This window comes from Mesorhizobium sp. M0778 (genome assembly GCF_040320105.1).
GTDB lineage: Bacteria > Pseudomonadota > Alphaproteobacteria > Rhizobiales > Rhizobiaceae > Mesorhizobium.
Genome location: NZ_JAMYPA010000015.1, coordinates 20,655 through 35,190, shown reverse-complemented (window position 1 = coordinate 35,190; position 14,536 = coordinate 20,655). Strand labels below are relative to the sequence as shown.

Annotated in this window: 13 protein-coding genes; 12 read left to right on the top strand and 1 reads right to left on the bottom strand. The window is 55.0% G+C overall.

Features of this window, described 5'->3' with window-relative positions; translation table 11 throughout:
• Nucleotides 1-12: 12 nt before the first annotated feature.
• Nucleotides 13-798, top strand: a complete 786-nt coding sequence (locus NKI22_RS20560; RefSeq protein ID WP_352915503.1) for a DUF1499 domain-containing protein — start codon at nt 13-15, stop codon at nt 796-798.
• Nucleotides 799-810: 12 nt separating this feature from the next.
• On the opposite strand, the gene NKI22_RS20555 is transcribed toward NKI22_RS20560, so the two are convergent.
• Nucleotides 811-1,719 carry an MBL fold metallo-hydrolase gene (locus NKI22_RS20555; RefSeq protein WP_352915501.1) on the bottom strand — a complete coding sequence of 303 codons (909 nt, stop codon included), beginning with the start codon at nt 1,717-1,719 and terminating at the stop codon, nt 811-813.
• A gap of 114 nt (nt 1,720-1,833) precedes the next feature.
• Between NKI22_RS20555 and NKI22_RS20550 the strand changes: the two genes are divergently transcribed.
• From NKI22_RS20550 to NKI22_RS20500, 11 genes are all read left to right on the top strand, one after another.
• Nucleotides 1,834-2,424, top strand: coding sequence for a biotin transporter BioY (locus NKI22_RS20550; protein WP_352915500.1), 591 nt, complete (start codon nt 1,834-1,836; stop codon nt 2,422-2,424).
• A gap of 436 nt (nt 2,425-2,860) precedes the next feature.
• Nucleotides 2,861-3,424, top strand: coding sequence for a transcription termination/antitermination protein NusG (nusG, locus tag NKI22_RS20545; RefSeq protein WP_352958776.1), 564 nt, complete (start codon nt 2,861-2,863; stop codon nt 3,422-3,424).
• A 144-nt stretch (nt 3,425-3,568) separates the two neighbouring features.
• Nucleotides 3,569-4,888 (top strand): UDP-glucose dehydrogenase family protein, encoded by a 1,320-nt coding sequence (locus NKI22_RS20540; RefSeq protein WP_352915494.1) that lies wholly within the window; start codon nt 3,569-3,571, stop codon nt 4,886-4,888.
• Between the two features lie 40 nt (nt 4,889-4,928).
• Entirely contained in the window at nt 4,929-6,206 is a 1,278-nt protein-coding gene (locus NKI22_RS20535; protein ID WP_352915492.1) for a sugar transferase, read from the top strand.
• A 562-nt stretch (nt 6,207-6,768) separates the two neighbouring features.
• Complete coding sequence (locus NKI22_RS20530; RefSeq protein WP_352915489.1) at nt 6,769-8,043, top strand: nucleotide sugar dehydrogenase; 1,275 nt, start codon at nt 6,769-6,771, stop codon at nt 8,041-8,043.
• Nucleotides 8,043-9,089, top strand: a complete 1,047-nt coding sequence (locus NKI22_RS20525) for an NAD-dependent epimerase (RefSeq protein WP_352958775.1) — start codon at nt 8,043-8,045, stop codon at nt 9,087-9,089. The genes NKI22_RS20530 and NKI22_RS20525 overlap by 1 nt, the downstream gene beginning before the upstream one ends.
• Nucleotides 9,090-9,094: 5 nt before the next feature.
• Nucleotides 9,095-9,958, top strand: coding sequence for a glycosyltransferase family 2 protein (locus NKI22_RS20520; RefSeq protein WP_352915485.1), 864 nt, complete (start codon nt 9,095-9,097; stop codon nt 9,956-9,958).
• Nucleotides 9,955-11,193, top strand: coding sequence for a polysaccharide biosynthesis protein (locus NKI22_RS20515; RefSeq protein ID WP_352915482.1), 1,239 nt, complete (start codon nt 9,955-9,957; stop codon nt 11,191-11,193). The genes NKI22_RS20520 and NKI22_RS20515 overlap by 4 nt, the downstream gene beginning before the upstream one ends.
• Before the next feature lie 149 nt (nt 11,194-11,342).
• On the top strand, nt 11,343-12,095 hold the full coding sequence (locus NKI22_RS20510; protein ID WP_352915479.1) for a class I SAM-dependent methyltransferase: 753 nt from the start codon (nt 11,343-11,345) through the stop codon (nt 12,093-12,095).
• Complete coding sequence (locus NKI22_RS20505) at nt 12,095-13,234, top strand: glycosyltransferase (RefSeq protein WP_352958772.1); 1,140 nt, start codon at nt 12,095-12,097, stop codon at nt 13,232-13,234. The genes NKI22_RS20510 and NKI22_RS20505 overlap by 1 nt, the downstream gene beginning before the upstream one ends.
• Nucleotides 13,235-13,255: 21 nt before the next feature.
• Nucleotides 13,256-14,371 (top strand): glycosyltransferase family 4 protein, encoded by a 1,116-nt coding sequence (locus NKI22_RS20500; RefSeq protein ID WP_352915474.1) that lies wholly within the window; start codon nt 13,256-13,258, stop codon nt 14,369-14,371.
• Nucleotides 14,372-14,536 lie beyond the last annotated feature (165 nt).

Sequence of the window (14,536 nt, the reverse complement as noted above, 5' to 3'; positions counted from 1 at the left end):
GCGCGGAAAACAATGACGGTAATTCTCGAGCGACAAACGTCGAGGGCTGCCGGTTGGTCGCGGCGGACCGGCGCTTTTTCGGCGGTGCTGCTGCTGACGGTTCTCATCGGCCACCGATACGATCTCGTCGAGACGCAGGCTTTCCTGTGGGTGCTCGGCGTTGTCGCCTTGCTGGCCGCGTTTGCGCTTTTGTTTGCCGGGTTTGCCTTTGCGCGATTGTGGAATTTCGGCGATCGCGGCGGCCGCGACCTGACCGTCGGCGCCTTATTGGCGGTTCTGGTGCTCATCCCTTACGCTGTCGCGGCCTATTGGGCGGCGATCTATCCGCCGCTGCGGGACATCTCGACGGATTTCGACGATCCGCCTGCGCTCGACATTTCTACCCGGACAAAGGATATGAACGAGCTTTTGCCGCCCACGCCCGGCGAGCAGCGCCTGCAAACCGAAGCGTATCCGCTTGTTACTGGACGCAGCTACACCTTGCCTTTCGATCGCGTTCTGGAAGCGGTCAAAACCGTGTTCGATCGGCGGGGCTGGCAACTCGCGGCGCCGTTTCCCGACGCAGTAGGGCAAAGCGACGTGACGGTTGATGCGGTGGCCAAGAGCTTCCTGCTTGGCCTTCCCGCCGATGTCGCCATCCGCGTGAGCGATGACGGCGATGCGATCATCGTCGACATGCGCTCGGCCTCGCGTTTCGGCCGATATGACCTTGGCGACAATGCAGCGCGCATCACCGATTTCCTTGCCGAGCTCGACCAGGAAGTCGCCGGCCAGGTGGGCGTGGCGCCGGCGGAATGATATTTGATTGTATTACTTTGCCGGCGCAAACATGCCGTCTATGGCCGGCGCGCCGTCGGTGTGGACCAGACCGCGCGCCACCAGGTCTTCCAGATGCGCAAGCACCGACAGGCCGGCCGCGCCATGCAGGCGCGGATCGGTATCGCGATAGATCGCCTCCACCATAGTCCTGATCGTGCGGTCGCCGCTATTGATCCGCTCCAGAATCGCCCGTTCGCGCATTTTGCGATGCCTTTTCAATCCGCGCATGAAGTTGCGCGGCTCGGTCACCGGCCCGCCATGACCGGGCAGCAGCAGCCGGTCGTCGCGCTCGATCAGCCGATCGAGCGATGTCATGTAGTCGGCCATGGCGCCGTCCGGCGGCGCGACGATGGAAGTCGACCACGCCATGACGTGATCGGCCGAGAAAAGGATGCCGGTTCCTTCCAGCGCGAAGGACGCGTGATTGGCGGTATGGCCGGGCGTCAGCACCGTCCGGATCGCCCAGCCGTCGCCGTTGATCACAATATCATCCGGCAGCGCGACGTCTGGAACGAACTCGATGTCAGCGCTGGCATCGAGCGGATTGACCTCGCCGGTGCGCAACGGCCGTGCCGGGCGGTGGCGGCCTTCCGCCAGAACCGCCGCACCGGTGTGCTGCTTCAGCCGCGCCGCCAGTGGCGAATGGTCGCGATGCGTGTGACTGACGAAGATATGGCTGACCGGCCTGGTCCCGATCGCTTCGAGCAGCGTTCGAAGATGTGCCTCGTCATCCGGACCCGGATCGATCACCGCCAGCGTCTCGCGTCCGACGATATAACTGTTGGTTCCGTGAAAGGTGAACGGGCTGGGGTTCTTGGCGGTGATCCGAAGCACGTCTGGCGCAACGGTCACGCCCTTGCCATAGGACGGGTCGAAGCTGGTATCGAATCTTAGCGCCATGCGAACGTCGCGACCTTTTTTGGGGGGAGGGCAAAACCGATTGCCGCATAGCACGGAAGCCAATATAGGAAAACGCAAGGCCGCGTTCGGCGGCAATCCGGAACGGGGAAGACCATGGCAATTGCAACGACGATGCGTCCGCTTATTTCTCTCGCTCTGCCTGAAAAGGGGGCGGCCCGGCTGGCGGGCCAGCTTTTGCTGGCGATCGCCGGAACGCTGCTGCTGATCTTGTCGGCCAAGACGAAGGTTGTGCTCGGACCGGTCGATATCTCGATGCAGACGCTTGCTGTCTTGCTGATTGCCGCCGGGTTCGGCATGCGCCTCGGCGTCGCCACACTGCTTCTCTACATGGCCGAGGGCGCACTGGGCGTTCCGGTCTTCCAGAGCACGCCGGAAAAAGGCATCGGCATTGCCTACATGCTCGGTTCGACCGGCGGTTATCTGGCCGGCTTCGTCGTCATGGCGGCGATCGTCGGCTGGGCCGCCGACCGTGGCTGGGATCGCCATCCTATCAAGCTGTTCAATGCGATGCTGGTGGCCGAGATCGTCATGATGGCGATGGGCTTTGCCTGGCTGGCACTGTTGATCGGCCCGGAAAAGTCGTGGCAGTTCGGTGTGCTGCCCTTTATCGTCGGTGATCTGATCAAGGTCGCGCTGGCTGCGAGCCTGGTGCCGGCTGTCTGGTCGTTGCTGAAGCGTTCGTGAAGCCGGTCAAGAATCGGCATCGCTGTGCCTTGACCTCGGTCCCGCGCCTTACTGGCAGTTGTGTCTCGGTGACGGCCTGTCGAAACAGCTTTTTATCGCAAACCGGAATGGCTCCGCAGGTATCCTGCCGCCGGCGGGCGCAACGAGATGCTGGCGACCCGTCACATTAGCTTCAAGTCGGTCGACTAAGCACCGGGACAACCGGGGTCGCCGCGCCAATGTAACCGAAGAGCTACGCGTCACAGCGAATTGCCCGATGTCGGCAGCTGAAAAAGAAGCGGCTCGATGATTATTTAGGCACAGCTAATTCATGGACAATTCGCAGGCAATTTTTTGATGAACCGTCCTGATTCTCGCGGCATGGTTGCTTGCTGGCATCGACACACTGTCGTAACCCTTGGCGCCGACATGGCCGCCCGCCCTGAGAGGGAGACACGTGACTAGCGCGGAAAAAACGACGAACAAGGCGAACATCCCGTCGCCGCAGCCGACCGCCGCGCCGGCAACCCGCTGGTACGCTGCTTCGGTCTTTCCTGGAAAGGAGCATGTCGCCGAACGGCATCTCCGGATCCAGGGATTTCAGCCGTTTGTGCCTCGCTACGAGAAAACCGTGCGTCATGCCCGGCGGCTCGAGACACGGTCCGCAGCTTATTTCCCGGGTTATATGTTCATCGCCCTCGACCTCGCGCTGCAACGTTGGCGCTCCGTCAACGGAACATTCGGTGTGCGCTCCCTCGTCACGCAAGGCGACCGGCCTTTGCCGGTCCCCTCGGGTCTGGTAGAGCGCTTCGTTGCGTTAACCGGCAGGCACGGCCTGCTCGATTTCAGCGGCGGCCTCGCAGCCGGTGCTTCGGTCCGGATCCTTTCCGGCCCTTTCGCGGAAATGATCGGTCGCCTTGACCGGCTCGATCCAGCCGGAAGGGCTCGGGTTCTGGTTGCCATCATGAATGGCGAGATCCCTGTCGACCTTGATGCCAGGGATCTCGTAGCAATCGCATAAATCGCCAACGTCTAGTTGCGGCGAGGCGATGCAAATTGTTGTAGGATGGGCTCTCGGGTTTTCACCCGGGAGTGCGGTAGCCGTCCTTTGGTAATAGGCTGTCCGGCGAGATCGTCTCATCGGCGCTGAATGAGAGTACGCGATATGCGAATAACAATGATTGGCGCCGGCTATGTAGGGCTCGTCTCGGGCGCCTGTTTCGCCGACTTTGGCCATCAGGTCTGCTGCGTCGACCGGGATGCGGAAAAGCTTGCCATGCTCAAACTCGGCAAGATACCGATCTACGAGCCGGGGCTCGACGACCTCGTCACGACCAACACCCTGCAAGGCCGCTTGCGTTTCGACGACAATCTGGCGGATGCGGTTTCTCAATCGGATGTAGTCTTCATCGCCGTGGGAACGCCGTCACGGCGTGGCGACGGTCATGCCGATCTGTCCTTCGTCTACGACGTGGCCGCCGAAGTTGGCCGCGCACTCAAAGGGTTTACGGTCGTGGTGACGAAATCGACCGTTCCCGTCGGTACCGGCGATGAGGTGGAGCGAATCATTCGCGAGCAAAATCCCGCCGCCGATTTTGCGGTGGTTTCCAATCCGGAATTTCTTCGCGAAGGATCGGCGATCGAGGACTTCAAGCGGCCCGACCGCATTATTGTCGGGACCGATGCCGAAAGGGCCAAAGCAGTCATGGGCGAGATCTACCGCCCGCTCTCGTTGAATGCCGCGCCGATATTCTATACGAGCCGACGTTCGGCGGAGCTTACCAAATATGCCGGCAACGCTTTTCTGGCCATGAAGATCACCTTCATCAACGAAATTGCCGATCTCTGCGAGCGGTTGGGGGCCGATGTGCAGGACGTCGCGCGCGGCATCGGCATGGACAATCGCATCGGCGCAAAGTTTCTTCACGCCGGGCCGGGCTACGGCGGCTCCTGTTTCCCGAAAGATACCTTGGCGTTGGTCAAAACCGCGCAGGACGCGGCAAGCCCCGTCCGACTTATTGAGACCACGGTGTCGATAAACGACCAGCGCAAACGGGCGATGGCGCGCAAGGTTGTCGAGGCCTGCGGCGGCTCGGTGCGCGGCAAGACCATCGGTATCCTGGGCCTTACGTTCAAGCCAAACACCGACGATATGCGCGATGCCCCTTCATTGGCCATCATTCAGGCGCTCAAGGATGCCGGCGCTTCGATCAAGGCCTATGATCCGGTCGGTATGGGGCAGGCACGCAAGATGATCGAGGGCATTGAATTTGGGGAAAGCGCCTACGCGGTGGCCGACGGCTCGCATGCGATCGTCATCGTCACCGAGTGGAATGCGTTTCGGTCCTTGGATCTCAAGCGGCTTCATGCACTTATGGCGACGCCCGTGATGATTGACCTTCGAAATGTCTACCGCGGCGAGGACGTGGTGAAGGAAGGCATAGCCTATTCCAGCGTTGGCCGAGAGCGGCATCTTGTCAAGTGAACGTCCAAGTTTTCATGGGGCCCGTCTGGCGGGATTCAATTTGAATACCACCACGAGCCCTTTATCCAATCCAAGGCATTTCTTGCTTCGGATGCGCTTCCAGCTGCTTGGCGGATTGACATTCGCCATTCTGCTACCCGCCCTGATCCGGATGTCGGTTGATCCCCGCGTCATCTGGTCACCCAACATGCAAGTCACCATTTTTGCGGCATTCGTCGCTCACACGTCCGGCTACATGCTCTATAAGCGTATTGGCAACTTCCCGGGCGTCGCAGCGGCTGGCTACATCTTGCCCACCTTCGCCCTGACTTACGGCCTCGTGTTCGTGACCATCTTCTTCTTTAGATTCGATTATAGCCGGTTCCAGGCGGCGGCGAGCTTCATTCAATCGACTCTTTGGTATTTCGGCCTGAGCTTGGCCACGCGACGGCTCGACTCATACCGGCTGGCGATAATTCCTGGAGGGGATGTCGACAGGTTGGAGAGCATCCCAGGTGTGAACTGGCACAGAGTTAATTCGCCCAACACAATTGTCGAGTATGCCAGCGGCGTGGTTGCTGATCTGCGGGCCGATCTTTCCGATGAGTGGGAGCGATACATCGCCGACCGCGCACTGTCGGGAACGCCAGTATATCATGTTAAACAAATAAGAGAGTCGCTCACAGGCCGCGTCGAAATTGAGCATTTGTCTGAAAATACGTTGGGGTCGTTGAATCCAAATCAGGCTTACCTAAAAATAAAACAGGCAATAGACTGGACGTCTGCGTTGTTTGTGCTTGTTGTTTTCTCGCCATTGCTGCTGTTCGTGGTGGTTGCCGTAAAGATCGATTCACCTGGACCTGCGCTATTTAGACAGAAGCGAATGGGCTACGGGGGGAATCCGTACGAGGTCTACAAATTCAGAACGATGAAGCTCGGCACCGCCTCCGATGACGAGAAGGAAGAGGCTATTACGAAGGCTGGGGACGCGCGCATCACTCGTGTCGGGCGATTTTTGAGAAAATCCAGGATCGACGAGTTGCCGCAGGCTATCAATATTTTGCGCGGCGAAATGAGCTGGATCGGACCACGCCCGGAAGCACTCGTACTTTCAAAGTGGTATGAGGCGGAGCTGCCATTTTATCGCTACCGGCATATCGTCCGGCCTGGCATCACTGGATGGGCGCAAGTCAATCAGGGTCATGTCGCGGCGGTAAGCGACGTTCTAGAGAAGCTTCACTACGACTTCTACTACATCAAAAACTTCTCCCCATGGCTCGACGTGCTGATTGTATTTCGTACCATCCGAACGATGCTGACCGGCTTCGGTGCTCGATAGAAGCTTGCAAGTTGCTCCGACACGGTCTGATTGCTGTAATTTGATACGTGCTAATGGCATGGGGCGGTCTGCAAACCGGTTCTGATCAAGCGCGAACGGGGGCGGTTTTGGCAGAGAGGAAAGCCGCGGTCATACCGGCCTCAATGGCGCGATATCTCGGAATGGGAGGCGCCCATGGTGCGCCAGATAAATGCCCTTGCTGCCGAGAAACCGCGGAGCTTGCATCGCGAGGCGCGTCGAGGTCATGGATTGGTTTGGCAGACCGACAAGACATCGATTCGCACTCTGCCAACGTTCTGGACGAGGTGGACCGTAGATACTACCAACCAGACCTGTCTCGTGCCCGAGAGTCCCTCGAAATCGGGATGCGACGTGATGCAGAAATCGACCGCATCACTCGTCACGATGGGAAGGAGGACTGCAGTTTGCTGCTCGGCGAGTTCGAGTGCAAGGATCAGTGTTAGACAAGGATCGCGTCTATTTGATGCCACAACGAGGAATGCATCGCCAGTTAGATCGCGTATGCGATTACCCGAGTCCACAAACGTAGGCAGGAGACAGAATGAACTTAGAGTCCAAAAAAATTGCCATCATCGGGCTAGGTTACGTGGGCCTGCCGTTGGCAGTCGCCTTTGCTGCGACGAGGGATGTGGTCGGGTTCGATATTAGCCAGGCGAGGGTGGATTCCCTCAGGCGTGGAGAAGACCATACGCTTGAAGCTAGTCGTGAAGAAATCAGTTCGGCCTCGCGACTGAAATTCACGACGAACAAAGCTGATCTGCGCGATTGCGGAATTTTCATCGTAACAGTTCCCACGCCGATCGACAAAGCCAACCGCCCGGATCTCAGACCGTTGGTTAGTGCATCTACGACGGTTGGTGAGGTCATGTCTCGCGGGGCAGTCGTCATCTTTGAGTCGACTGTTTATCCCGGTTGTACGGAAGAGGTGTGTGCACCGCTTATCGAGAAACACTCTGGCCTGCGCTACAATGTAGACTTCTTTTTGGGATATAGCCCGGAGCGCATCAATCCGGGCGACCACGAGCATCGGCTGCAGACAATTGTGAAGGTCACCAGCGGATCAACCCCAGAGGCGGCCAACGCCATTGATGCGTTATATGCGTCGATTGTGTCTGCGGGCACGCATCGGGCGAGCAGCATTGCTGTTGCAGAGGCGGCGAAGGTGATCGAGAACACGCAAAGAGATCTCAACATTGCTCTGATGAACGAGCTGTCGCTGATCTTTGGCAAGCTTGGCATAGACACGTCAGAAGTCTTGCAAGCCGCCGGCACGAAATGGAATTTTTTGCGGTTCACACCAGGCCTCGTCGGAGGGCACTGCATTGGCGTAGATCCCTACTATCTCACCCACAAGGCACAAGAACTCGGCTACCATCCGGAAGTCATACTCGCAGGCCGTCGAATCAACGACGGCATGGGAAAACATGCAGCGGACCAGACAGCCCGGCTGATGATGCGCAAAGGAATACCCGTCGTTGGCAGCCGAGTTCTTGTGATGGGCGCAGCCTTCAAGGAAAACTGCCCGGATTTGCGAAATTCTAAGGTCGCCGACCTCGTCGCACAGTTGAAGGAATATAACGCGCAGGTTGACCTCTGGGACCCTTGGGTCGATCCGCAGGAATGTGAACGAGAACTCGGTGTACTGAGTGTGAAGGATATCCCGGCGGGGGCCTATGACGGCGTAATTGTTGCGGTAGGGCACAGGCAATTTCATGCGCTGGGCGCTGCCGGTCTACAAACCCTTCGCAAGACCCCGGGTGTCATTTTCGACATCAAGGGCCTGTTTCCCAAGGAAATTACGGATGGACGCTTCTGATGAAAATTCTGGTGACCGGCGCGGCCGGGTTTATTGGCTATCACGTGTCGAGGCGTTTGCTGGAGCGCGGTGATGAGGTCGTCGGAATAGACAGCGTCAACAGCTACTACGACCCCGAAATCAAGGAAGCGAGATTGCGGTTGCTGGAGGAGGCGAACCGCAGAACCAATTCTGGCTTTCAATTCATCCGCGGCAATCTGGCTGACAAGAACGTGGTGGACGCCTGTTTTGCTGCTCACGCATTCGATCGCGTGATCCATCTCGCCGCGCAGGCTGGGGTTCGCTACAGCCTGGAGAACCCACATGCCTACGTGGAAAGCAACATTATCGCCTACACCAACATACTTGAAGCGTGCCGCGCCAGCCGTGTGGCGCATCTGACATATGCAAGCACCTCAAGCGTCTACGGGGCGAATACCAACATGCCGTTTTCCGAGCAACGCCCTGCCGACCACCCGGTGCAGTTCTATGCGGCGACAAAGCGTGCCAACGAACTGATGGCACACAGTTATAGCCATTTGTTTGGCTTGCCCACTACCGGGCTTCGTTTCTTCACCGTCTATGGTCCTTGGGGCCGGCCGGACATGGCGCTTTTCCTGTTCACCAAAAGTATCCTTGCCGGGGAGCCCATCAAATTATTCAACAATGGCAATCATACGCGCGACTTCACTTACGTCGAGGACATAGCCGAAGGCGTTATTCGTGCAAGCGACCAGCCTGCCGCGCCCAATCCCGACTGGAACTCCGCTGACCCGGATCCTGCCACCAGCTATGCGCCCTGGCGCATCTTCAACATAGGCAACAACAACCCGGTAAAATTAACCGCCTATGTCGAGGCGCTGGAGGAGGCGCTTGGTAAAAGGGCGGCTATAGAACTGCTGCCATTGCAGCCCGGCGACGTGCCAGATACCTACGCCGATGTCTCCGGTCTTGTTCACGCAGTTGATTATAAGCCAGACACGCCTGTGACGGTTGGAGTTAAGAAGTTCGTGGATTGGTATCTCGAATATTTTAGACGTTCAGCAGGAAAATTAGAGGCCATATAATAGAAATGGTTGAAAATAGTGGTCCCGAAACTGAGCGACTTGACACGCCAGTTCTGAGCGTCTGTATCCCGACGTTCAATCGGCGTGAGGCGGTTACACAACTGGTTCAGCGCCTATTGGAAGCAGAAAATCGCCTGCAGGTGTGTGTACATGTCGACGGCTCTACCGACGGCACTGGCGAAGCGTTGAACGAGATCGCATCGCGCGACACAAGGCTATTAGTCACGCACAGCCAAAACAAAGGCAGAGCATCCGCGATGTTTTCAGCTATTCGCTCGGCGGCCGGCGAATATGTCATGATTTTCGATGATGATGACGAATGTTTCGTTGATAATTTGCCCAAAGTCATAGATCTACTCGTGGGACCCGCAGCAAGGGATGAAAAGATTGCAGGATTTGTGTTTTCGATGGCGCTAGGTGACAAGCATGCTAACGCAAACTCGTTTCCGATCGAACGCTCAAATTTAATTAAAATCCGAGCCGACGAAAGGGTGGTCGGCGACAAAAAAGAGATAATCAAGACTCGATTGTTGAAATTGGCCGCGACGCCACCTGTTGGGAACTTCAGACGAGTTCCCACTTCACTACTCTGGTCCAGGATCGCTTTGCATTACGATGTGAATTGCGTAAATATTGATGTAGGACGGAAGAGGTATTTGCCAGATGGTATGTCCGCGAAAATTAGACAGTTACAAAGGCAAAATCCCTATCCAATATTTTTGCTAAACTGTAATTATATAAAAGCTTTTTTCCTTGGAAGGTATTGCTCGAAAAGATTTTTGTCGAAGGCGTTGGTATCAAGTCTGATTTTCCTTTCACTAAGTGTGCCTATTTTTCTTAGAAAATCTGTGTCGAGTTTCTTTTTATGATAAAAGAGAATCTATTTAAGCTCGGAGAGTCCCTAATCATTCGAATCGTCCCCGGGCTAGTTAATTTATATACATTGTTCTACCTTGGCCATTTGATGCAACCGAACGAATATGGAATATTTAGCACGACGATCGCCACTGTCTCATTTATTTCGACGATAGTTTTCGGAGCAGCAACTTACTCCATAATGCCCGTTTCCGCGAAAATGAAAGCATCTGGTCTGGAGCGGGAGTACATATCAACCGTATTGGTGGTATTGGCTGTTTTATCAGTACTTGTCTCTGTATGCGCAGTGATTTTGGACGTCTTTACAGCGGGTAATGTTGTTGCAATGACCATCATTGTGTCCTTCGGGTTGCATACGGCGCTGCAAGAAATGCTCAGATCGCAACTTCGTTTATGGGCCTATGGTTGGTCCGCAATTGGGCAGGCTTTGACCTATCAAGCACTAGTCACGTTTCTGGTCACGGGGGACGCGAAAGTTGAGGCAGCTCTTGCTGCGTTTTCCGTGAGCTATCTCGTTGGCGCGATAATCTCTTTTTGGTTTGTGGGGCCTTCGGACCTGAGGCGCCCACGGCTATCGTATCTTGGAAGATCGCTCGTCACTGGCCATGCTTTCGTTTTGAGCAATTTAGCTGAGAACGGATTGTTTGTAGGGATTCGGTATATTGTTTTGATGCTTGGATCTCACAACCAACTCGGAGTTTTCTCGTTTTGTGTTGATTTTGCCCAAAGGTCAGTTGGCTTTCTTATGAACGCGGCTGGTTTCGTGTTTGTACCGAGAGCGTTTTCTCGTGCTGCTATGGGAGCCACTAGGGAGTTTAGACGTGGATTGTTGACGGGAGCGTCCGTCGCGGCGATTTTGGCTGCAACATCGGCTGCGGGGATCGTCATCCTATTTTCCTCTGGCTATGCCGGAAAGTGGCTCGACAATTCATTTGATCCAATAAGCTTTTTAATAGTATCGGCTGCGGTTCTGACAAACAGAACTAAGAAGGTGGTGATTGATCCATTTGCACTTCGATCAAATTCCACGCTGAAGTTGACATACGGATATATAATTGGTGCGTCAGTATCTGGTCTTATCTCTTCTGTTGGTTTAGCGTTGTCTTTGCCATACAGCGCTGAGACGGCTTATTTGACAGGCTATTTGCTGGCAGCGTGGTGCTCATTTGTCTTTCTGAAAAACGCAATGGCGGATGATGGCCGCAGCGAGCTGACAAAGCGTCAATAGGTGGTTCGGAGAGTGCAGTTGAATCAGAAATGCGTTGTAAGATCGGTCGGCTGGACGGCCGACGTGGAATCTCTGGAAATGCACCTGGAACCAATGGGCAGTTTACCTTTTGTTGCGGGCAAAGTTGAATCGGTGGTGGAATAGTGCCCATGTTGCGCTGGTTTCTTCGAAAAAATATAGCGATATCGGAGTATTGCGATCAGCTATTACCGGAACGCTTTCGCGTCGATGGTAATCGGACGTTCGCGACCGAGATAGCCCCTCGGCTGTTAACGCAGAATGCGCTGGTGTATGATTTGGGGGGAGGAGCAAGGCCTTTTGTGAGCCTGTCAGACAAGCGACGGCTAAACCTCACTGTCGTTGGGCTCGACCTCGAGGCTGGTGAACTCACGAAGGCTCCTCCGGGAGTGTACGACGAGCAGATCGAGGCGGATCTCACGGTCTTTTCTGGAAGAGGTGACGCTGACCTTGTGATTTGTCAGGCGACGCTTGAACACGTCAGAGACGGCGTGGGGGCATTACGCGCCATTGCTAGCTGCGCGAAGCCTGGAGGTCTGATTGCGATTTTCTCGCCTTCGCGGAACGCTATTTTCGCGAGGTTAAACCGCGTTTTGCCTGAGAACGCAAAACGCTGGTTGCTATTTAAGATTTATCCAGAAAAGGGTTTGGGGCATGACGGATTTCCGGCGTTCTATGACAAATGTTTGCCCAGTGAGGTGGAAAGAATAGCCGCCCAGAATGGCTTAGAATTGGTCGAGCGCCGACTATTTTGGAAGAGCTCATATTTTTATGCTTTTGTTCCGGCATTTTTCGCCTGGCGCGTTTGGTTGGGCGTTTCAGCCGCTTTTCTTGGGGCTGACGCCGCTGAAACCTATGCGTATGTCTTTCGGCGCAGGCATTGATGCGGTCTCAGCGAACTATGCCAGACAGTTCAGCATGCAAGAAGCTCGCCCTAGTCGCGATTCCACTTGAGCTTACCGGGGGCGCCGAAACCGTTTTAAATCTAGTAGCTCACGAGCTCGCGAGTCGCTCGGAATGGGACGTAGAAATTGCCGTTTTAGGGAGGCAGTTGAAGGAGCAAATTGTTGAACCCAATGGGAACGGTGTTCGGTTTAGTTACGGATACGGCGGCGGAAAAATTTTGAGCGAATTTTTTCTGGTCCCGCGGCTAGTCCAACGCAGATATGACCTGGTCTTTTCGAGTCACACCAGAGTGAACTCATTTTTGGCCGCCGCACGAACCTTTGGGGTTGTGCGAACGAGCCGGCTTGTCGCACGAGAATCGACCGTTCTGTTAGACCGCTTTACGGGCGTTCGCGCGCTGGCGTACAGGATGCTCTATAGCACCTATGGAACCCAGGATATGATCGTGGCGCAGACAGACTACATGAAGAGCAAATTGATTAATGTGCTTCCCCAAAGGGTGTTCGGAAAACTATCGGTCATCCCGAATCCAGTGGACGCCGAGTTCATCGCAGTTAGATCCGTAGACAAACTGACAGAACAGGATGCAAAAATATTTGCGGAGCGTCCCCAGATAGTTTGGTGTGGGAGATTGATAGACGTAAAGCGTCCCAAGATAGCAATCGACGTCCTTGCAGAGTTAAGAAAAAATAATGCGAGGGATTTTGGATTAACGATGATCGGCTCGGGGCCAATGGATGCGGAGCTGCGAGTATACGCACGGGAATTGGGTTTAGCCTCCCATGTAAATTTGACAGGACACAGAGACAATCCATTTCCGTTATTTTGCGCAGCTCGAGCTGGTTTGCTTACCTCGATAAGCGAGGGGTTTCCAAACGTCATTCTGGAGATGATGGCTTGTGGAGTTCCTGGTATCGTGACTACGCCCTGCGCGGGCGATCTCCACTTGTTGCCCGGTATCGAGATTGCGGCAGAGTTTGGGGCAGCCGAGCTCGCAAGCGCATTGATGCGGGTGATCGAAACGGGCGACCGATCTAGCCACTATAGTAAAGCGCTAACTCTGCGTTCGCCTAGAGCGTTTGTAGATAGGCTGTTGGGAAAAGACTGCCCGGCGTGAGCGAAACTCAATGTGTCTAAAATGCGAAAAGTAATTCTTTCGGTAAACACGTCATGGAACGTCGTTAACTTCAGGAGTGGGCTGATCAAGGCATTGCGTTCCTGTGGATACGAAGTTGCCGTAGTTGCGCCAAAGGATAATCATTCAGCAAAAGTTGCGGACCTTGGGTGCCGCTACATTGAGATCGAGATGGATAACTCTGGGATGTCTCCATTCCGAGATATTCAGCTGGCGTGGAGATACTGGCGTGTCATTCGGCAGGAGCGGCCGGATGTTTTTATAGGTTTTACAATAAAGCCTAATATATTTGGCTCGCTGTCAGCACAGATAAACGGTGTTCCGGTAATAAACAATATTTCAGGACTTGGAACTGCGTTCGTTCGTGGCGGTCTTCTACGGAAGATTGTCCAAGCGTTATATCGTTATGCGCTGTATCGCTCCAAGTTAATCTTTTTTCAGAACGATGATGATCGAGTGCTATTTGTCACTGAGGGGATCGTTCGGGAGGAGCAAACGGTGCTGTTGCCGGGTTCTGGGGTGGACTTAGACCATTTCTCTCCTTCCGTGGATGAGCCTCCCAGGTTGAATGGAGTTGTGTTCATTCTTGTAGCGCGGCTGCTTTGGGACAAGGGCGTCGGTGAATTTGTTGAGGCAGCCCGGCTTGTTCGTGAAAAGGTGCCGACAGCACGCTTCCAGTTGCTAGGGTTTCTCGATGTGGAAAATAGGACTGCGGTGCCGCGGAAGAGTCTTGAGCAATGGGTTGACGAAGGGCTAGTTGAATATTTGGGATCAACCGACGATGTTCGCCCATTTTTGCAAGCGGCCGATTGTGTCGTGTTGCCGTCCTATCGTGAGGGGACCCCGCGTTCACTCCTAGAAGGAGGCGCCATGGCGAAGCCTCTGATTGCGACTAACGTGCCTGGTTGCAAAGAGGTGGTCGATCATGCCGAAAATGGGCTGCTTTGCAGGCCTAAAGATGCGGAGGATCTCGCAAGTAAGATGATTCAATTTGCGGCAATGGATTATTCATCGCGAATTAGCATGGGGCAGAAGAGCAGGAGAAAAGTAGAGAGGCAGTTCTCAGAGACGGTTGTGATAGAGAGATATTTGAATGCGATACAGCAAATTCTAAAGTGATAGGGAGCTACAGTGCTCGCGGCCAAACAGATTGGCCCGACAGGAAGGCAGTTCGTGAGAGTGCTCAAGTCGAAAAGATGGTCTGCTCGTCTGCTCGAGCGGCACCCTATCATTGGATCGTGGATCCAACTCACCACGGCATAGTGCTGGACCCAGGTCGTTGGC